Annotated in this window: 15 protein-coding genes and 1 pseudogene; 9 read left to right on the top strand and 7 right to left on the bottom strand. The window is 71.6% G+C overall.

Annotation, left to right across the window (positions count from 1 at the left end; translation table 11 throughout):
• The first annotated feature begins 88 nt into the window (after positions 1-88).
• Genes ACT3T9_RS15395 through ACT3T9_RS15385 form a run of 3 tightly spaced genes read left to right on the top strand, consistent with a single transcriptional unit; the run spans position 89 to position 5,543 of the window.
• Positions 89-388: a WhiB family transcriptional regulator gene (locus tag ACT3T9_RS15395; RefSeq protein WP_299304560.1), complete on the top strand. Its 300-nt coding sequence runs from the start codon at positions 89-91 to the stop codon at positions 386-388.
• Positions 389-400: 12 nt separating this feature from the next.
• Positions 401-3,901 carry a hypothetical protein gene (locus ACT3T9_RS15390; RefSeq protein WP_444606958.1) on the top strand — a complete coding sequence of 1,167 codons (3,501 nt, stop codon included), beginning with the start codon at positions 401-403 and terminating at the stop codon, positions 3,899-3,901.
• A complete protein-coding gene (locus tag ACT3T9_RS15385; protein ID WP_444606957.1) occupies positions 3,894-5,543 on the top strand; it encodes a DUF5719 family protein in 1,650 nt (549 codons plus the stop codon). The genes ACT3T9_RS15390 and ACT3T9_RS15385 overlap by 8 nt, the downstream gene beginning before the upstream one ends.
• A gap of 134 nt (positions 5,544-5,677) precedes the next feature.
• Here ACT3T9_RS15385 and ACT3T9_RS15380 read toward each other — a convergent pair whose 3' ends face one another.
• Positions 5,678-6,133, bottom strand: a complete 456-nt coding sequence (locus ACT3T9_RS15380) for a metallopeptidase family protein (protein WP_442332191.1) — start codon at positions 6,131-6,133, stop codon at positions 5,678-5,680.
• 159 nt (positions 6,134-6,292) lie between these two features.
• On the opposite strand from ACT3T9_RS15380, the gene ACT3T9_RS15375 reads away from it, so the two are divergent.
• Both ACT3T9_RS15375 and ACT3T9_RS15370 read left to right on the top strand, forming a co-directional pair.
• The gene (locus ACT3T9_RS15375) at positions 6,293-6,610 is read left to right on the top strand and encodes a DUF3499 family protein (protein ID WP_442332192.1); all 318 of its coding nucleotides are present in this window, start codon (positions 6,293-6,295) and stop codon (positions 6,608-6,610) included.
• On the top strand, positions 6,603-8,405 hold the full coding sequence (locus tag ACT3T9_RS15370) for a phosphomannomutase/phosphoglucomutase (RefSeq protein WP_444606956.1): 1,803 nt from the start codon (positions 6,603-6,605) through the stop codon (positions 8,403-8,405). The genes ACT3T9_RS15375 and ACT3T9_RS15370 overlap by 8 nt, the downstream gene beginning before the upstream one ends.
• Positions 8,406-8,485: 80 nt before the next feature.
• On the opposite strand, the gene ACT3T9_RS15365 is transcribed toward ACT3T9_RS15370, so the two are convergent.
• Positions 8,486-9,334 carry an RDD family protein gene (locus tag ACT3T9_RS15365; RefSeq protein ID WP_441443289.1) on the bottom strand — a complete coding sequence of 283 codons (849 nt, stop codon included), beginning with the start codon at positions 9,332-9,334 and terminating at the stop codon, positions 8,486-8,488.
• 116 nt (positions 9,335-9,450) lie between these two features.
• Between ACT3T9_RS15365 and ACT3T9_RS15360 the strand changes: the two genes are divergently transcribed.
• Together ACT3T9_RS15360 and ACT3T9_RS15355 are read left to right on the top strand one after the other, a co-directional pair.
• Complete coding sequence (locus tag ACT3T9_RS15360; RefSeq protein WP_441443288.1) at positions 9,451-10,446, top strand: stage II sporulation protein M; 996 nt, start codon at positions 9,451-9,453, stop codon at positions 10,444-10,446.
• A gap of 41 nt (positions 10,447-10,487) precedes the next feature.
• Positions 10,488-11,141: a class I SAM-dependent methyltransferase gene (locus ACT3T9_RS15355; protein ID WP_441443287.1), complete on the top strand. Its 654-nt coding sequence runs from the start codon at positions 10,488-10,490 to the stop codon at positions 11,139-11,141.
• A gap of 47 nt (positions 11,142-11,188) precedes the next feature.
• On the opposite strand, the gene ACT3T9_RS15350 is transcribed toward ACT3T9_RS15355, so the two are convergent.
• From ACT3T9_RS15350 to ACT3T9_RS15330, 5 genes are all read right to left on the bottom strand, one after another.
• Entirely contained in the window at positions 11,189-12,487 is a 1,299-nt protein-coding gene (locus ACT3T9_RS15350) for a DUF58 domain-containing protein (RefSeq protein WP_442332194.1), read from the bottom strand.
• A 10-nt stretch (positions 12,488-12,497) separates the two neighbouring features.
• On the bottom strand, positions 12,498-13,526 hold the full coding sequence (locus ACT3T9_RS15345; protein WP_441443285.1) for an AAA family ATPase: 1,029 nt from the start codon (positions 13,524-13,526) through the stop codon (positions 12,498-12,500).
• A complete protein-coding gene (locus tag ACT3T9_RS15340) occupies positions 13,523-14,617 on the bottom strand; it encodes a DUF4350 domain-containing protein (RefSeq protein ID WP_444606998.1) in 1,095 nt (364 codons plus the stop codon). Before ACT3T9_RS15340 ends, ACT3T9_RS15345 begins: the two co-directional genes overlap by 4 nt.
• Positions 14,618-14,805: 188 nt before the next feature.
• The gene (locus ACT3T9_RS15335; protein WP_441443284.1) at positions 14,806-15,480 is read right to left on the bottom strand and encodes a DUF4129 domain-containing protein; all 675 of its coding nucleotides are present in this window, start codon (positions 15,478-15,480) and stop codon (positions 14,806-14,808) included.
• A complete protein-coding gene (locus ACT3T9_RS15330; RefSeq protein ID WP_441443283.1) occupies positions 15,477-16,625 on the bottom strand; it encodes a glycerophosphoryl diester phosphodiesterase membrane domain-containing protein in 1,149 nt (382 codons plus the stop codon). The genes ACT3T9_RS15335 and ACT3T9_RS15330 overlap by 4 nt, the downstream gene beginning before the upstream one ends.
• 190 nt (positions 16,626-16,815) lie before the next feature.
• Here ACT3T9_RS15330 and mtrA point away from each other — a divergent pair, with 190 nt between their 5' ends.
• Both mtrA and ACT3T9_RS15320 read left to right on the top strand, forming a co-directional pair.
• Positions 16,816-17,511, top strand: coding sequence for an MtrAB system response regulator MtrA (gene mtrA / locus ACT3T9_RS15325; protein ID WP_441443282.1), 696 nt, complete (start codon positions 16,816-16,818; stop codon positions 17,509-17,511).
• 61 nt (positions 17,512-17,572) lie between these two features.
• A pseudogene (locus tag ACT3T9_RS15320) lies at positions 17,573-18,024 on the top strand (MtrAB system histidine kinase MtrB); the annotation flags it as partial.

Below are 18,024 nucleotides of genomic sequence, written 5' to 3'. Positions count from 1 at the left end.
CCGCTTGACGGACCATAACTACACCGGTGTACTTTAGGGCTCCAACGGGCCTTCGGTGGTCGACACAGCAGTGGAAGGAGTGGTGGCCATGGATGCGGAACGAGTCGAAGACGACGCGCGTGCCGAGCTGTCCCTGCTCGATTTCGCCGGGCAGGACTCCGACGACGTCGAGCTGACCTGGCAGGAGCGTGCCCTGTGCGCGCAGACCGACCCGGAGGCGTTCTTCCCCGAGAAGGGCGGCTCCACCCGCGAGGCCAAGAAGGTCTGCGTCTCCTGCGAGGTGCGTGCCGAGTGCCTCGAGTATGCCCTCGAGAACGATGAGCGCTTCGGGATCTGGGGCGGACTGTCCGAGCGTGAGCGTCGCAAGCTCAAGCGCCGGGTGGTCTGACATCCTTCCCTGGTGAGCGACCGTCACATCACCGCGGTCGTCCTGCTGAGCGGGACGACGACCCCGCGCACCCATGACGCGCTGCGCACCGCGCTGACGGCGCAGTCCCGTCAGGCCGATCGGATCGTGGTGGTCGCCCCGTCGAATCTTGCCGAGGAGGTCGGCGACGCTGTCGCGAGGGACCTCGGTGACGGCACGATCGATGAGATCCTGCCCGTCTCTGGCGCGCTCAACCGCGCCGGGACGGTCCGTGAGACCCTCGCGCTCCTCGCCCGCGACACCGATTCGCGCGACCGCACAGACTCCCGCGACCGCACAGACTCCCGCGACCGCACAGACCCCCGCGGCGGCGACTCCCACAGCGGCGACCACTCCCACAGCGGCGACGATTCCCACAGCAACGACGACCTCTCCCACCGCGACGCGGCACCCGGAAGTGACGCAGAGCCCCGAGGAATCCCCGAGAGCAGCGAGAAGGCAGCGCGGCCCAGCAGACGCCGCGCCCGCGCGGTCGACAGCGCCGCCGTCGAGCGTGAACGCACCCAGCAGGCCGAGGACCTCGCCCGGGTTCCTCTGCGCCTCCGCGAGGAGACCTCCCGGACAGGCCGTCGCGTCGCGGCCGCTGAGGGCGCGGCCAGCGAGTCCTGGCTCTGGTTCGTGGTCGATGGCGCGACGCCAAGCCTCGACGCCCTCGAGCATCAGCTGGAAGTGGTCGAGCGCTCGCCGAACACTGCGGCGATCGGCGCGAAGCGCGTACGCCAGGTGGAGAACGGGGACGAGCTGCCCCTGACCGCCGAGAGCGCGGATGCCCTCGTGGACGTCGGCCTGACCCTCACCCATGGAGGCCGGATCATCACCGGGGTCGACCCCGGCGAGATCGATCAGGGACAGGCCGACTGGCGCCAGGACGTCCTCGCGGTCCCGCTGCCGGGCATGCTGGTCCGTGAGCTGACCCTGCGGGAGGTGGGCGGCCTCGACCCTGATCTGCCCGCGCCCTGGGCCGAGATCGACCTGTGCCGGCGCATCTGGCGGTCCGGCGAGCGGGTCGCGGTCCAGGCCTCCGCCCGGGTGCTGCACCCCTCTCCCACCCGCCCCCTGCTCGAGCGCCTCCAGGAGCAGCGCACCGGGCAGGTGCTCACGCTGCTCAAGCAGCGTCGGCTGGTCCACGCCCTGCTCACCCTGGTGCTGCTGCCTCTGGAGACGCTGCTGCGGATGCTCGGCGCGGTCGCCGCGTCCGCTCCGCGCCTCGCGCTGATGGAGCTGCGTGCCGCGCTGGCGGTCCTGCCGCGGGTGCGCCGTGTTCTCGCCCGCGGGCGGAAGGACCGGCGCCGGTCGCGGGTGCCGCGCGGGCGCCTGGCCCCGCTCTACCTGCCGCGCGGCGAGGGAATGCGGCGGTGGGTCGACGACACCTGGAGCCGGCTGTTCGCAGACGACGACCGGCGCCGACGGATCCGGTACACCACCTGGGGGATCGCTGGGACCCGGCACGGACTCGAGGATGCCGACTACGGCCGTCACATCGTGTGGACCGGCGTGGTCGGTCTCGCGGCGGCGGTCCTCGGGCTGTTCGCCCTGCGAGGCCTCTTCGGCCGCGGGGAGCTCGCCGGCCCCGGGCTGCGCCCGCTGCCCGAGAGCTGGGATGCCCTCTGGGCCGCGGCCTGGTCGAGCTGGATCCCCGGCGGGCTCGGAGAGCGTGGGCCTGGTGACACCCTCATCAGGCTGCTGGGGCATCTCCCTCTCGGCGGGGGGCTGCTGATCGAGGTCCTGGTCTTCGCCGCAGTACCGATCAGCGCCCTGCTGGCGTGGTGGGCCTCCGGCGCCATCACCCGCGCTGTCGGCGCCCGCCTGGTGATCACCACCGTGTGGGCCCTGGCACCGTCCCTCCTGACCGCGCTCGCGGTCGGGGCCTGGCCGCTGCTGCTGGTGCACATGCTGCTCCCGCTGCTCGCTCTGGCCCTCGGCCGCGCCATCGGACTGCCGCACAAGGTCTCGCAGGCCAGCACGTCCGCCGCCGCTGCGGGCGGGCTGCTGCTGCTGGTGATCGGAGCGGTCCAGCCCGTGCTGGTGCTGCTCGCCGCGGCAGCACTGGCGCTGATCGCGATCGCCGTCCCCGGCCGGCGGCGCCGTCTGCTCTGGGTGCTGCTGCCGTCCCTCGCCCTGCACGCCCCCTACCTCCCGAGCTATCTCGGCGATCCCCGAACGCTGCTGGCGGTGGCGGGGGTCCCGCCCACGGGAGGGACCGCTTCGACCCTCGATCTGGCGGGGCTCTGGCCGGTCGCTCCCCAGGTCCAGGGAGTGTTGATCCCGTTGGTGGGGGAGACCGCGGCGCTGCTGCTTCCGCTGCTGCCCGTCGCCCCGGTCGCGCTCGCCGCACTCTGCGCCCCGCTGCTGGCCGGCGCCGCTGGACGTGCCGGACGCTTCAGCGTGCTGCTGGCCGCACTCGGCCTGCTGACGGTGCTCCTGGCCCGCGGCACCTGGACCGGTGCAGCAGCCGGGCACCTGGTCACGCCACCGCTGCACGCACTGCTCAGCGTCATCCTGCTGGCCCTGGCGATCGGCGCGGCTGCCACCTTCGACGGCCTCGCGCGCAGGGAGGCGCATGATTCCCGCCTTCGGCGCGCGGCCACCGGACTCATCGGCACAGTCGTGGCCCTCGCCTGCCTCGCGACCGTCATCGGCTGGACGCTGGTGCTGCCCGGCCAGCTGCAGCTGGAGCGGACCGCACGAGGGCAGGTTCCGGCCGCAGCTGCGGACCAGGGCCGCACCGACGCCCGCGCCCGCGTGCTGGTCCTCACCGGGGAGGACGACGGCGCCGTCCGCGCCGAGCTGGTTGTGCACGGCGGGGACACCGTCATCCAGCATGCCGTGATCGCCGACGCCCGGGACGTCGCCACCGTGCAGGCAGGCAGGGCCGTCGATGACGATCCCGCCTCCGCAGCGCTGCGCGAGACGGTCGCCGGGATGCTCTCCGGTGGCGGGAGTCAGGCAAGCATGGACGCCGAGGACCAGGCCGTCGCCCATCTCGCCATCGCCTATGTCGTGGTCCCGGGCGATCCGGCCCAGCAGCAGGAGCTGATGCGCACCCTGGACAGCTCCACCCAGCTCGAGAAGGTCACCGAGAGCTCACGGGGCGGTCTGTGGCGAGTGGTCGATGCCGCGCCGCGGGCACTGGTCGCGGGCGGCGCGGCCCCGCTGCCCCTGGCCAGCGAGGTGATCGAGGCGTCGGGGACGATCCCCGCCGAGGACGTCGAGCGCACCGTGGTCCTCTCCGAGCGCTTCGACACCGACTGGCGGGCGACCCTCGACGGTGACGAACTCGTCCCCGTCGAGATCGACGGCTGGGCGCAGGGGTTCGTGGTGCCCGCAGGAGCCGAGGGCGAGATCGATGTGCACCGGGAGCAGCCGCTGCTGCTGCTCTGGCGGCTCCTGCTCTACGGCGCGACCGCGCTCACCGCACTGCTGGCGATCCCCTGGCGGGTCCGCACCCGCACGGCTGAGGAGATGTATGGCTGAGCACCCGACGCTCGACGAGCGCGCCCTGCTGGACGAGCACGGGGAGCAGCCGGTGCCGGAGCACCCGCGCCGGAGCGCGGCCAGGGTCCTGCTGTCCCTGGCCGCCGTGGTGCCGCTCGCCCTGGCCGCCGGCGCGCTGGCCACCGCTCCCTCCGAGGACGTCCCGTCCGTGCAGCGCGCGACGGTCGAGTCGGAACCCGGCGCCAGCACCCGCTGGTGCCAGGGACCGCTGCTGCTGCCCGAAGAGCTCCTGGACAGCGGACCGGACAGCGAGCTCGCCGTGACCCCTCCCAGCACCGCGATCTCCCTGCGCACGACGTCCGTCGAACCCGGCTCATCGGTCCTGTTCGGCACCGTCAGCGGTTCCACCACGCAGCAGGAGGACGACGGATCCGTCCGCGCCCCCTCGATCACCGCCCGCGGCGCCGACGGCACCGATCTGGGGGACCAGCCCGTCTCCCAGGACATCGGGGTCTCCGTGCTGGACCTGCCGGCGGCCGAGGGGACCCCCCACGTCACCTCGGCGACCTCCGAGGACGGGCGACCGGTGACGGACACCCTCCAATCCACGATCACCTCCAGCGGGGACTACCGCTCGCTCGCGGTCTCCCGCTGCGCCGAGCCTGCGACCGAGGCGAGGTTCCTCGGGATGTCGACCGACACCGGGGACAGCTCCGTGCTGGTGCTCCACAACCCGACCGAGCGTCCCGTCACCGCTTCGGTGCAGCTGTGGACCGAGGAGGGGCCCGCCGCGATGGAGGGACGCAGCCAGGTCGTCGTGGCCCCGGGGGCGGAAGAACGAGTGCTGCTCGAATCCATCGCCGCCGGTCAGGCCGCTGTCGGGGTGGACGTCTCCGTGCTCGGCTCACCGCTGGCGATGCACGTCCAGACCACCGAGCGTGACGGGCTCACCCCCGGCGGCGCCGAGATCCTCTCGCCCCTGCCCGCCGCATCGACCGAGCTGCAGATGCCTGGGGTGGACGTCGCCGGGACACCGCCCACGCTGGTGCTCGCAAACCCCCAGGGCGTGGACACCACGGCTACGGTCGAGGTGCACGGTGCCGAGGGCGCACTCGAGATCCCTGCCCTCGAGAAGATCGAGATTCCTGCCGGCACTGTGCTGCGCACCACGCTGGACGGACTGCCCGACGGCACCTATGCCGTGAGCGTCCGCGCCGCAGACCCCATCGCCGCGGTCACCCGCAGCGTCCGCACGGGGAAGGACTTGCCCGGGGACACCGTCGGCGCCCCGGTCGACTTCACACTGGTGGCCCCTGCTCCCGCGCTGCGCTCCCACGCCATGAGAGCCCAACCGAACCACCCCGGTGCCGGCGAGCTCACTCTGATCGGCACCGCGGACTCCGCGGTCACCGTGGTGCCGATCGCGGCCGACGGATCCGCCGGCGCCCCCGTGGACGTCTCCGTGAGCACCGGCTCGACCACGACGGTCACCGCGGAGCAGCTGCAGATCGGCGGCGGCTCGGCCGCCGCGCTCAGCGTGGTCCCGGAGGTGCCCGGAGCAGTGCATGCGAGCTGGATGCAACGAGCTGACGACGGTGCCGGGGGCGTGCTGCTGTCCTCCGTCCCGGTGCTCTCCGACCAGGGCGGCGGGGAGCCGGTCGTGGTGCGCCTGGCGGAATGACCCGAGCTGGTCAGCTCACGGAGTGCGGAGCACAGAGCACTGAGCACTGAGCACTGTGCACTGAGCACTGAGCACTGAGCACTGTGCACTGAGCACTGAGCACTGAGCACTGTGCACTGAACATGGCTCCCGGATCACGCGCTCCAGGCCTCGGGATCCACATCCTCGGGCGGGATGTTCAGCAGCGAGCCGATCTGCTCGGACAGCACCTGACGCACCAGCATCTCCAGCTCAGCCTCGTCGGCGCAGCGGGTCTGCAGCGGTCGTCGGTAGACGATGACCCGGGCAGGGTTGCTGCGTGAGGGCGGGATCACCCTTCCGAGCAGCACCGTCGCCTCCTCCCAGGGGGCAGGATCGGCCGGTGGCACCTCCTCGACCAGCACCTGCATATGCGCCAAGCGGCGCGGGAACCGCTCGGCGAGCATCGCCCCGGCGTCGGTGACGAGATCGTCGAAACGATCCCGGCGGGTGCGGTAGCCGGGCAGGTGGGGCGGGATCAGGTCCCAGCGCCTCCCGCGGCCGCGGCGATCGCGGCGGCGCGGACCCTGACGAGGGGCCGGAGGTCCGGGGAGAAGCGGCTCGACATCCATGGATCGCACTCTAGTTCCCGTCCTGCCCGAGGATGGGCGGCCCGCGCCGCGGTATCAGGGCGCGCCCTCCACCGGCAGTCGAGCCACCTGCGTACACTGCTGGATGTGCCTGCTCGTGAATGCTCCCGGACCGCCTGCTCCAGGCCAGCCGTCAGTTCGTTGACCTTCGTATACGAGGACTCGACGGCGGTGCTCGGCCCCCTGTCCAGGACCAGCGAGCCCCACGCCTACGACCTCTGCCGCGAGCATGCGACCCGGATGACCGCGCCCCGCGGCTGGGAGCTGCTGAGGGTGCCTGGCGCCGAAGTGGTCAGCGACGACCTGGTCGCGCTGGCCGACGCCGTGCGTCCCCAGCAGGCGAGCTCCGAGCCGGCCCCGACCTCGTCGCGCGGGACCGCCCGCAGCTCCCGTGACACGCCGTCCCGTGGTGCGGCTCCCGCCCGCCACCTGCATGTGGTCAGGAGCACGAATGACTGAGCCGATGACTGAGCCGAACAGCCGTCGAACCCCGTCCTCAGCCGCCGTCCATGACCTCGCCGGCATCGTCAAGACCAATGATGTGCGCGGCGTGGCGGGCGAGGAGTTCACGGTCGAGATCGCACGCGCCTTCGGTGCCGCCTTCGCAGACTTCCTGGACGACCCCGAGCTGATCGTCGCCCACGACATGCGCCTGAGCTCTCCGGAGCTCTCCCGCGCCGTGATCGAGGGCGCAGTGCGCCGAGGCGCGATCGTCGCCGATGCGGGCCTGTCCTCGACCGATCAGCTCTACTGCGCCTCAGGACTGCATCGTGCGGCCGGCGTGATGATCACGGCCTCCCACAACCCGGCGGCAGACAACGGAATGAAGCTGTGCCTCCCCGGCGCCCGTCCGGTGGGACGGGACACCGGTCTCGACGAGATCCGCCGCGGCGCCGAGGCCTACCTCGAGGCGGGCGAGATCCCGACGCACGGAGAAGGCCGCTCCGAGGGCATCGACACCCTCGCCGACTACGCCGCCACCCTCCACGAGCTGGTGCCCCTGACCGGGACCCGTCGGCTGCGGGTGGTGGTCGATGCGGCCTCCGCAATGGCCGGACACACCGCACCCGCGGTGCTCGGAGTGCTTCCCCAGATCGAACTGATCGAGCTCCATTTCGAGCTCGACGGCAGCTTCCCCCACCACCCCGCCGATCCGCTGCGTCCGGAGAATCTGGTTGACCTGCAGAACGCGGTGCTCCGTGAGGGTGCGGACCTCGGCCTCGCCTTCGACGGCGATGCCGATCGCTGCGTGGTGCTGGACGAGAACGGGGTGCCGGTGCCGCCCTCGGCGATCACCGCCCTGATCGCCCAGCGCGAGATCGCCCGTGCCCGTGCCGCCGGCGAGGAGCACCCGGCGGTGGTCGCGAACCTGGTCTCCTCTCGCCACGTGGCAGAGGCCGTCCGTGAGGCCGGGGGAGAGCCCGTCCGCACGCCCGTCGGCCATGCGCTGATCAAGGCGATCATGGCCGAGCGCAATGCGGTGTTCGGCGGTGAGCACTCCGCTCACTACTACTTCCGGGACTTCTTCTTCGCTGATTCCGGGATGCTCGCCGCACTTCATGTGCTGGCCGCCCTCTCGGAATCCGACGCGCCCTTCTCCGCAGTGGTCGCGGCGCACGACCCCTACGCCGCGAGCGGCGAGATCAATCGCCGGGTCGACGACGCCGCAGCGGCTCGTGATCGGGTGCGCGACCATATGACCGCGCTGCCCGGCGCGCGCATCGATGATCTCGATGGACTCACCGTCGAGCACTGGGACCAGGAGCTGGCAGTCGAGGATCGCTGGTGGTTCTCCCTGCGCTCCTCCCACACCGAGGCACTGCTGCGGTTGAACGTCGAGGCAGAGCGGGAGATCACCATGATCCGGATCCGGGACGAGATCCTCGCGCTCGTGCACGAGGACGACCTCGTCGAGGGCGCGACCCCCGGCACGGTCTCAGGCACGGCTCGAGGCCTGGTCGACGGGTCTGCGGCGTCGAGCTCCGACGGTACCGGCAGCGACGGGACGTCGGCGGCTTCAGATCGAGAGGGAGCGGGCTCCATGGTCCTTGCAGCGGGAGCGAGCGGCGCGGATGTGCCCAGCTGGGTGCGCGCGATCCTGCGCTGCCCGGACTGCGGCGGTGAGCTGCGTGATGTGGAGCGGGCGATGCAGTGCAGCAGCTGCACACGGGTCCACCCGGTCGAGGGCGGGATCCCGGTGCTCATCGCCGGGCGCCAGCAGGTGCCGACGGCACAGGAGCCTGCGCGCAGCTGAGCTGAGCAGCGACGGCGCCACTGCCCCGCAGCGGCGACGCGAGCGGCACGGTCCGCGGCCCGGTTCCGGATCGGTGTCGTTCAGGCGCTGAACGGCACGGCGCGGACCTCGGCGGACAGCTCGCGCTGCCACTCCTGGTTGCGTCGCAGGCGCTGCTCGTCACGGCGGGACCGTTCGGCGAGCACCGCGGTGAGGAATGACTCCGGGTCGGTGCCCGGCGGTGGCGCCGGGGCGACGTGCGGCAGAGTCCGCCGCAGCAGATCCCGGGAGAGCTGACGGCGGGACTCCGGGTTGATGGTGGACGCCCTGGGCAGGAACGAGCGGACATCCTGCATCAGCGTGACCGGCAGGCGCCCGACGTCCGCCCCCTGCACCCAGTCCTGCAGCGAGGCGGGCACCTCGACGCGCTGGGGAGTGCGGTCACGCATCCGCTCCTGGATCACCATGGTGCCGGCCAGCAGATCGCCCACCCGCCGTGACCGGCGGTCGATGACCGAGCAGGTCAGTGCGATCGCCCCGGAGGTCGACCAGATCTCGAGCATCGCCATCACCGCGCGGATCAGCGATTGGCGCACGTGGACGGGCCCGCCGTCATCACGCACCACCCTGGTCCCCATGGCCAGGCGGCCCACCGAACGGCCCCGCAGCAGCAGCTCGCACAGCACCGGGTAGCCGACGTACGCGAGCACCGACATCACCAGCACCGCGGCGACGACCATGCCGTCATCGAGCTCGGCACGGGCTGCGAGCCAGGCCATCGCGATGGTGCCCCCGACCAGGATCGCGAGCTGGAGCACCCCGTCGATCACGGCGGAGAGCATGCGGGTCGCGAAGGATGCCGTGCGCAGGTCCAGCAGCACAGCGTCTCCGGTGATCAGGGCATCGCGATCGACGGGGGAGACCGTCGCTGTGGTTCCCATGGTTGCCATGGCCCCATCCTGACACCGCAGCGGCGTGGAGGTCAGCGCCGACCGTCGGCTTACGACGCCCTGGCCTCCGACTTTCGTCGGCGGTCCCGAGCCCCGCGGGACCCTACCCTGAGAGCGTGGACACCGACGCCTTCATCGCCGTGCACCGACAGCAGTGGGACCGGCTCCAGGAGCTCTCCCGGAGCCGGCACCTCGACGCGGCCGGAATCGACGAGCTGCTCTCCCTCTATCAGGAGACCTCCACCCACCTGTCGACCGTCCGCTCCACCAACCCCGACCCGGCATTGATCTCCCGTCTCTCCCTGCTGGTGCACCGCGCGAGACTGCGGATCACCGGCGCCCGCATCCCGCTGTGGAAGCACGCCCGCACCTTCTTCTGGGAGGACCTGCCCGCGGCGCTCTACGAGGCGCGGTGGACGGTGGCCCTGGCGGCCGGGCTCTTCCTGGTCTCGGCCCTGGTGACGGGCTTCTACTTCGGATTCGACGCCACGGCGAGAGGGCTGGTGGTGCCCGAGGCGGCGCAGCGCTCCCTCGCACAGCATGAATTCGTCAGCTACTACTTCCAGGGCGAGGCCTCGGGATTCGCCGCCCAGGTGTGGACGAACAATGCCTGGATCACGGTCCAGGCGGTGGTCTTCGGCGTCACCGGATTCTGGCCGGTGATCATGCTGGTGCAGAACGGGCTGAACGTCGGCCTGTCCGCAGGGGTGATGGGTGCCTACGGGGGGCTGGACACCTTCTTCATCTATATCCTTCCGCACGGACTGCTCGAGATCACCTCGGTGCTGGTCGGCGCCGGTGCCGGACTGCGCACCTTCTGGGCCTGGGTACGGCCGGGCCCGGTGCCGCGGCTCTGGGCGCTCTCACGATCCGCGCGCGCCTTGGTGACCGTCGCGATCGGGCTGGTGCCCGTGCTGCTGGTCTCAGGATTCATCGAAGCCTTCGTGACCCCGAGCACCCTGCCGCCCGCGGTGCGGATCGGCATCGGCGCGGCGGCCTGGCTGGCCTTCATGGTGTTCATGCTGGGCCGTGGCCGCCAGGTGCATCGCGCCGGCATCACCGGGGATCTCTCCGCGGAGCTGGTCGGCGACCACCTCGCGACCGCCGGCTGAACGGAGACATCCGGCTGCGGGGATCCGCTACGCTCAGTGCCGTGCAACGCAGCCACTCCGACCGTGACTTCTCCGAGTACAACGCGGCCCAGGCCGAGCGAGCGGTGCGCCCGCTCGCTCAGCGGGCCGTCGCCCTCGCCCATAGCGACGCGGCGGAGGAGCTCCCCGGCGGGAATGAGCCCACCTCGGGGAACGATCCCACCGCCGGGAGAGATCGACCGGTCGCTGTCGAGCTCGGATGCGGTCGCGGCATCGAAGCACGATTCCTCGCCGAGAACGGATTCACGGTCCACGCCTATGACGTGGACCCGAGCGTGAGCGGCGCCCTCGAGGAGCTCGCCGCCGAGCTGCCGGTGCACGCCGAGATCCTCGACCTCTCGCAGCTCCGTGAACTGCCCGGGGCCGATCTGATCCTGGCCTGCGCCTCCCTGCCCTTCCTGCCGCGCGGGTCCTTCGACACGCTGTGGGACGTCATGAGGGCCGGGCTGCGAGCGCGGGGGATCCTGGCCGTGGACCTCTTCGGAGAACGTGACGACTGGGCAGGGACGGACGGCACCTTCCTGACCCGGCCGGAGGTCGAGGCCCTGCTGGACGGGCTCGAGGTGCTCGAGCTGGTCGAGGAGGAACGCGATGGACGCTCGTTCAGCGGCCCGAAGCACTGGCACACCTACCGCGTCCTCGCCCGTCGGCCCTGAGCCGCGGCGCCCCCTCCGGTGATGCCCGGAGGGGGACGGCGCACGGCTCAGAGCTTTCCAGCGGCCTTCAGGGCGAGATAGGCATCCGCGAGAGCCTGGGGGGCCCGATCCGGCGGGGCATCGACCACATGCGCGCCGACCCGCTCGAGGGCGTGAGAGACGCCCGATCGCTCGGCGCGGGCCTGCTCTGCCGCCGCCGCGAGATACACGGACTCCAGATCGCCGCGGCCCGCGGCGAGCTCCTCGAGCGCCGGATCGGAGACCGAGGCGACCACGAGTGGATGGTCCCTGGCCAGACGGGCCGCCACCGGCAGCAGCCCGGTGTGGACCACAGAGGGCTCGACCGGGGTCAGCAGCACCACCAGGGAGCCCCGACGGGCGCGCTCTGCGATGGTGCTCGCGGCGAGCTCCCAGTCGGTCTCCACGAGCGCCGGATCCACCGCAGCGGTCGCGGTGACCATGTCGTGGAGGACCTTGGTGCGGGTCGAGCCGAGCACCGACAGGTGGGGGATGCGGTCCACGCAGATCAGATCCACCCGGTCACCGGCCTGCCCCGCGAGCGCGGTCAGCAGCAGCGCGGCGTCGAAGGCCGCATCCAGCCGGGTCGACTCACCGAGCCGGCCGGCCGAGGTGCGCGAGGTGTCCACCACGATCAGCACATGACGATCCCGTTCGGGTCGCCAGGTGCGCACCACCACGCTGCGCCGACGGGCGGTGGCGCGCCAGTCGATCGAGCGCACATCGTCCCCGTCCACGAAGTCGCGCAGGGAGTCGAACTCGGTCCCCTGCCCACGCTGATGGATCGCCGCCAGCCCCTCGAGCTCGCGCAGCCGCTGGACCCGCGACGGCAGATGCCGGCGTGACCCGAAGGGATGCAGGGCCAGCAACCGCCCCGGGGTGTCGACCGCGGTGGTGCGCCGGGCCAGCCCCAGCGGGCCGCGTGAAGCGACCAGCAGCGTGCGCGAGCTGTGCTCTCCGCGGCGGGTGGGGGTGAAGCTCTGCGCGACGGCCCGTCGTTCCTGTGCGGGGACGTCGAGCGCGCAGCGCTGGGCGTCGAGCCCGGCGGTGGGGTTCCAGGCATCGCGCACCTCGAGCCGAGCGGTGCGTGAGGTGGGATTCGTCAGCAGCAGTCGGCCGCGGACGGTGTTGCCGAGCCGCACCTGCGTCGGCGCCTCGCGGCGTACCCGGATCCGGCGCGGGTCCGGGGCCGTGAACGCATCGGCGAGGATCACCAGCGCCCACAGCGCCACCAGGATCAGCACCACCCACCACTGGGGCCAGAGCACGATCACGGGCAGCGCGAGCAGCGCGACCAGGGCCGCGCGCGGGGTCAGCGAGATCCTCATCAGCCCTTCCTCAGCGGGGTACCGGCACGGAGGCGAGGGTCGCGGCGAGCACGGCCTCGACCTGGGTGCCCTCGAGCTCGGCCTCGGTCGTCAGGCGCACCCGGTGGGAGAGCGTGGACAGGGCCATGGTCTTGACGTCATCCGGCGTGATGAAATCGCGCCCGGAGAGATAGGCCCAGGCCCGGGAGGTGCGCAGGAGCGAGATCGCGCCGCGCGGTGAGACCCCGAGGGTGAGGCTGGGGGAGCGACGGGTGGCCCGGCACACGTCCACGATGTACTGCACCACGGGATCCTCGGCCACCACCGCGGCGACATCGCGCTGGGCGCGATGCAGGGAGGGGATGTCCACCACTGCCCGCAGACCCATCGCCGCGAGGTCCGTGGTGTCGAAGCCATCGGCGTGGCGACGCAGCACGTCCACCTCGACCTCCCGCTCCGGCAACGGCATGACGGCCTTGAGCAGGAAGCGGTCCAGCTGGGCCTCGGGCAGGGTGTAGGTGCCGTCGAACTCGATCGGGTTCTGGGTGGCGATCACCACGAAGGGGTCAGGCAGCGGCCGGCTCGCCCCGTCGACGGTCACCTGCCGCTCCTCCATCGCCTCCAGCAGCGCGGACTGCGTCTTGGGCGGGGTGCGGTTGATCTCGTCGGCCAGCAGCAGATTGGTGAAGACGGGGCCCTCGCGGAAGACGAGATCGCTGGTGGCGGTGTCGTAGATGAGCGATCCGGTGATGTCGCCGGGCATCATGTCAGGGGTGAACTGCACGCGCCGCATCCGCACATCGAGCGCTGCGGCCAGCGAGCGGACCAGCAGCGTCTTGGCGACGCCCGGCACGCCCTCGAGCAGCACGTGCCCGCGGCACAGCAGCGCCACGACCAGGCTGGTCACGGCCGCGTCCTGCCCCACCACCCCCTTGTGGATCTCGGTGGAGAGGCGCTGGAGCTGGGCGCGGGTGTCCTGGTCGACATCAGGACCGGCGCCGGGCACCTCGGTGGTGGTGGGTGCGGCGGGCGGGACGGCGCCCGGGGTGGGGTCAGTCATCGGTCGATCTCCTTCTCGAGATGGTCGAGGTCGTGTGCGAGGCGCACGAGGTCCTGGTCGCTGGTGACGGGGGCGGGTCCGAGCAGCGTGCGCAGCTGCTCGGGGGAGCGGTCCACATGCGGTGCGAGCGCCGCCAGCAGACCGTCGAGGGCGGATTCACGGCGCAGCCCGAGACGATTCGCGAGCCGGGTCGCCGTCGCCGATCGCAGCGCTGTCGCGGCGGCCTGCCGGCTGCCGGACTGCTGGAGCAGCCGGGCCCTGCCCAGGACCAGCTCCTGGGGGCGGACGGTGACTGGCAGCGGCTCGACCACGACCGGTCCGAAGCGTCGGCTGAGAGCCACCAGCGCGACGGTCGCGATCAGCAGCAGCCACAGCAGGAGCGGGCCCGCCCAGTCCGGCAGATAGCCGAGCAGGGTCTGCGAGGTCGAGCCCATCGGATCGGTCGCAGAGGGGACGTACCAGCTCAGCTCGCCTTCGGCCCCGAGGAGGTTCAGCACCAGGGCGGAGTTGTCCGCCCGGCCCAGGGTGTCGTTGGTGAGCAGATCCGCGCTGCCCAGCACGACCACCCCCTCATGCTCGGCCACGAGCGAGCCCTGCTCGGTGCTGAAGCAGGAGCTGCCCTCGCTGTCGCCCGCGACCCGGTACAGGGACGCGGCACCTCGGATCGCCTCCTCGGCCGCGGGGACCAGGACCGCTTCGGCCTGATGCTGGAGATCGCCGCAGCCGGGGCCGGCTTCGATCAGGGTCTCGGTCCGCACCGCGCCCGAAGGCATGATCTCCGGAGAGACGAAGGAGAGGGTCACCAGATCGGGGGCGACCAGCACCAGGCGTCCGTCCCCGTCCTCATGGGCCTCGGCGAGGGTCATCAGCTGGTCGGCGCTGAGGCTCCGCGGGGCGGTGACCAGCACGGTGCGGCCGTTGCGCAGCGCCTCTGCGGCGTCGGCCGTGTGGCGGTCCACGCCCACGTCGACGCCGAGATTCCCGAGCACCTGGACCACTGCCTTCGAGCCCTGACCGGTGGGAGCATCAGGCTCGAGCGGCCCGTCCCGGTAATACCCGCGGGCGATCGAGGCCAGGATCGCGGCGAGCATCGCGAGCACGATGAGGACGGTCAGCCAGGGGCGCCGGCGGGAGGGCCGTGCCTGTCGGCCCTCCGCACGGTCTGAGCCTCCTGTCCGGTCTGTTGCTCTCGACGGTTGCGATGCTCCCGAGGGCGCCGACGGGTCGGCGGGTGCCGACGGGCCAGCAGGTGCCGACGGGGCGGGGGCGGGACCGAGGCTCATGTGCTCGTTCCCGTCACCGGTGCACGGACCGGCTCCTCGTCGCCGACGGCGGACAGATCCGGCACGGACTCGGCGATGTACTCGGCCAGGCGCAGCAGATCATCCGCCTGCTTGACGGCGACGGTGCGGTGGGAATAGGCGGCGGTGTCGAAGGCATCTGCGCCGCGCTGCAGGCGCCCCCGCAGCTCAGGGAACGGGGCGGCGGCGTGGGCGGCAGCTTCGTGCGCGGTCATCCCGGCGGACACATCCAGCAGGGTGCGCTCCTCGAGATCGCGCACCAGCCCGCGCAGCGCGAGCACGGTGCCGTCGTCGATGCGACCCGCACCGATCGCCGCCCTGGCCGCGTCGCGCAGCTCGGCGCCGCTGAGCACCGGTTCCGCATCGAGCTCGGCCGCGACGGAGAGGGCATGGCTGCGGCGGATCAGCCCGGTGCGGCGCAGCACGAGGACCACCAGCACGACCAGCGCCACCACGATCAGCACGGCGATCCCCGCCTGTGTGGCCGAGGAGCCGTCGATGCCGTCGAGAACCTTCATCAGCCAGTTCTCGAGGGCGCTGAGCACCCAGGCCACGAACCCGGGGGAGTCGTCGTACTCCGGCTTCGAGAGCTCTTCCAGGACGCGGGTGCGTGCCTCGTCGGGATCCAGGGGCGGGGGAGCGGCGGGGTTCACCGGATCCCTGTCCCGTCCCAGTGCGCACGGGCGCGGCGCGTCAGCTCGACGTCCCAGGCCTCATGACGCATCCGGTTGTCCGCATAGACGGCCACGTAGCCGGCGGAGAGGAACGGGGCCAGCAGGAACGTCGCCGCATAGCTGCCCACCATCGAGAGGATCGTCAGCACGGTCATGCCCAGCAGCATCGCCTCGAACGAGCTGATCAGCAGGATGGCGACGTAGGCGAGCATGGCGATGGTGCTGAACACGCCCACGATGACCTGCACCGCGATCATGTAGAGCAGGTACAGCAGGAGCGTGGTGCCCAGCACTCGCCAGAGCCGACGGCCGCGGGTCATCGCGAAGCTGCGCCGGAGCGAGCCGAGCACCCCGGCCTCCTCCAGTACGAGCGCGGGGATGGCGAGCACCGTGCGGGCCCAGACCCAGAGCGAGGCCAGCACCGCGGCGACGAGGCCGATCACCAGCAGCGTGATGGTCACTGCCGTCGCCTCCTGGAGCAGGATCAGCGGGAGCATCCCCAGGCCCAGCAGCACCACGAAGGCGACCGTGCTGAGCAGGCCGATCAGCAGGACCACCGCGACGGCGGGCAGCCCGCGGCGGCGCATCGTGGCCCACATATCGGCGGTCGAGACGTGATCGCCGACGGCCTCTCCGAGCGCGACGCGGGTCAGCGCCACGGTCACCAGCGCCGAGGAGAGGAGCGAGACGATCATGGTCACCACGCTCGAGACGACCATCAGCACCACGTCGCGCAGCGATCCCAGCCCGGTGGTGGTGGTCTCGGGATCCTCGAACACGGCCTGCATGTCACCGATCATGGGGACCATGCTCGCGCCGGTCGCGAAGGTCATGATCACGAAGGCGACGCCGTAGACGGCTGCGGCGACGCCGAGCACCGAGCGAGCGCGCAGCCGATAGATCCGTACCGCCGCTCCGAGCACCTCGCCCAGTCCCAGCGGCCGCAGCGGGAACAGCGGCATCGCCTGGACCAGCTCGCGACGGGGCCCGCCCGGGGGCGGCGCGGAGTGCTGGCCCGGTGCGCCGTCGGTGGGCTGCGGCCCGAACGGCCCGCCGTCAGCGGACGACGGCGGGGAGGGCTCGCCGGACCCCTGTGCTCCCGGGGCGGTCCACTGCGTGCTCATCGGTCCTCCTGCTGCTGCTGGCGGGTGCTGTGCGGCCGGTTGCCATGTCCGGACGGGGTGGGAGCGGATCTCCAGGACCGACACTACGGAGTGCGGGCACCGCAGCTGATCCGACGAACGTCGAAGACCTCGCGTCTTCCGGACACCCCTGGCCCCCGCCTCCCAGCTCCTGACCCTCGGCGGTGGCACAATGATCCCCATGACGACGCCTTCACGGATCCTCGTGGTCGATGACGATCAAGCGATCGCCGAAATGGTCGGCATCGTCTTGCGCGGCAAGGGCTACGAGGTTGCGACCTCACCAGATGGAGCCTCCGCGCTGGAGACCTTCCCACGCCTGCGACCTGACCTGGTCCTGCTCGACCTCATGCTGCCCGGAATGGACGGGATCGAGGTGTGCCGCCGGCTGCGCCGGGAATCCGGGGTGCCGATCATCATGCTCACCGCCCGCACCGACACCGCAGATGTGGTCGAGGGCCTCGAGGCGGGGGCCGATGACTATCTCACCAAGCCCTTCGAACCCGAGGAGCTGGTCGCCCGGATCAAGGCCCGGGTGCGGCGGGTCGAGGCCCCCACCACCGAGCAGCTTGCGATCGGTGATCTCACCATCGACGTGGACGGTCATGAGGTGCGCCGCGGTGACGAGCTGATCTCGCTGACTCCGCTCGAGTTCGACCTGCTCACCCAGCTCGCCCGCAAGCCGTGGCAGGTGTTCACCCGTGACGTGCTGCTGCGCGACGTCTGGGGATACCGCCACAGCGCGGACACCCGTCTGGTCAACGTCCATGTGCAGCGGCTGCGCTCGAAGATCGAGCACGATCCGGAGAACCCCGCGATCGTGGTGACCGTGCGCGGGGTCGGATATCGCGCCGGGGGCGGATCCTGAGAGCACCGGCATGGTCGTGAGCACTCTCGAGGGCAGCGGCCCGTCTCCGGTGAGACGGTCGATGATCGACGTCGATCCGCGCAGCTGGCCGCTCGCCCTCCGGGTCGTGCTGGTGACCACCCTGCTGTCCGTCGTGGCGTTGCTCGTGGTCGGCGCCTATCTCTCCTCGGTGATCGCCGACGGGCTCTACGAGCAGCGCCGGGACCGGGTGCTCGAAGAGACGCTCGAGGTCAGGGGTGATCTCACCGAGAGCCTCACGCAGGTCTCAGGAGCCACCAGCACCCAGCAGCAGGACGCTGTGAGCGCCTTCGTCCAGACTTCGGGCGGGCAGGGAGGTGGTGACCGCCGCGAGGTCGCGCTGGTGCCGGTGGAGACGACAGGCACGGTCTTCCCCGTCGCCTCCTCCGATCGGACCCTCTTCGACGAGGTCGACGACGAATTCGCCGCAGCGGTCGCGGAGCAGCCGGAGACGATCTCCTGGCGCTCGATCGGACGCGAGGACAGCTGGGGGGA

The sequence above is a fragment of the Brachybacterium sp. AOP29-B2-41 genome (genome assembly GCF_052378395.1).
Classification (GTDB): domain Bacteria; phylum Actinomycetota; class Actinomycetes; order Actinomycetales; family Dermabacteraceae; genus Brachybacterium.
This window is presented reverse-complemented; position numbering and strand designations above follow the sequence as displayed.

What these genes read in the sequence shown, in the direction of transcription:
- ACT3T9_RS15380 (WP_442332191.1), bottom strand. Translation starts at nt 6,133, where the DNA reads ATGGATGTCGAGCCGCTTCTCCCCGGACCTCCGGCCCCTCGTCAGGGT.
- ACT3T9_RS15385 (WP_444606957.1), top strand. Translation starts at nt 3,894, where the DNA reads ATGGCTGAGCACCCGACGCTCGACGAGCGCGCCCTGCTGGACGAGCAC.
- ACT3T9_RS15345 (WP_441443285.1), bottom strand. Translation starts at nt 13,526, where the DNA reads ATGACTGACCCCACCCCGGGCGCCGTCCCGCCCGCCGCACCCACCACC.
- mtrA (WP_441443282.1), top strand. Translation starts at nt 16,816, where the DNA reads ATGATCCCCATGACGACGCCTTCACGGATCCTCGTGGTCGATGACGAT.
- ACT3T9_RS15330 (WP_441443283.1), bottom strand. Translation starts at nt 16,625, where the DNA reads ATGAGCACGCAGTGGACCGCCCCGGGAGCACAGGGGTCCGGCGAGCCC.
- ACT3T9_RS15365 (WP_441443289.1), bottom strand. Translation starts at nt 9,334, where the DNA reads ATGGCAACCATGGGAACCACAGCGACGGTCTCCCCCGTCGATCGCGAT.
- ACT3T9_RS15340 (WP_444606998.1), bottom strand. Translation starts at nt 14,617, where the DNA reads ATGCTCGCCGCGATCCTGGCCTCGATCGCCCGCGGGTATTACCGGGAC.
- ACT3T9_RS15350 (WP_442332194.1), bottom strand. Translation starts at nt 12,487, where the DNA reads ATGAGGATCTCGCTGACCCCGCGCGCGGCCCTGGTCGCGCTGCTCGCG.
- ACT3T9_RS15395 (WP_299304560.1), top strand. Translation starts at nt 89, where the DNA reads ATGGATGCGGAACGAGTCGAAGACGACGCGCGTGCCGAGCTGTCCCTG.
- ACT3T9_RS15370 (WP_444606956.1), top strand. Translation starts at nt 6,603, where the DNA reads ATGACTGAGCCGATGACTGAGCCGAACAGCCGTCGAACCCCGTCCTCA.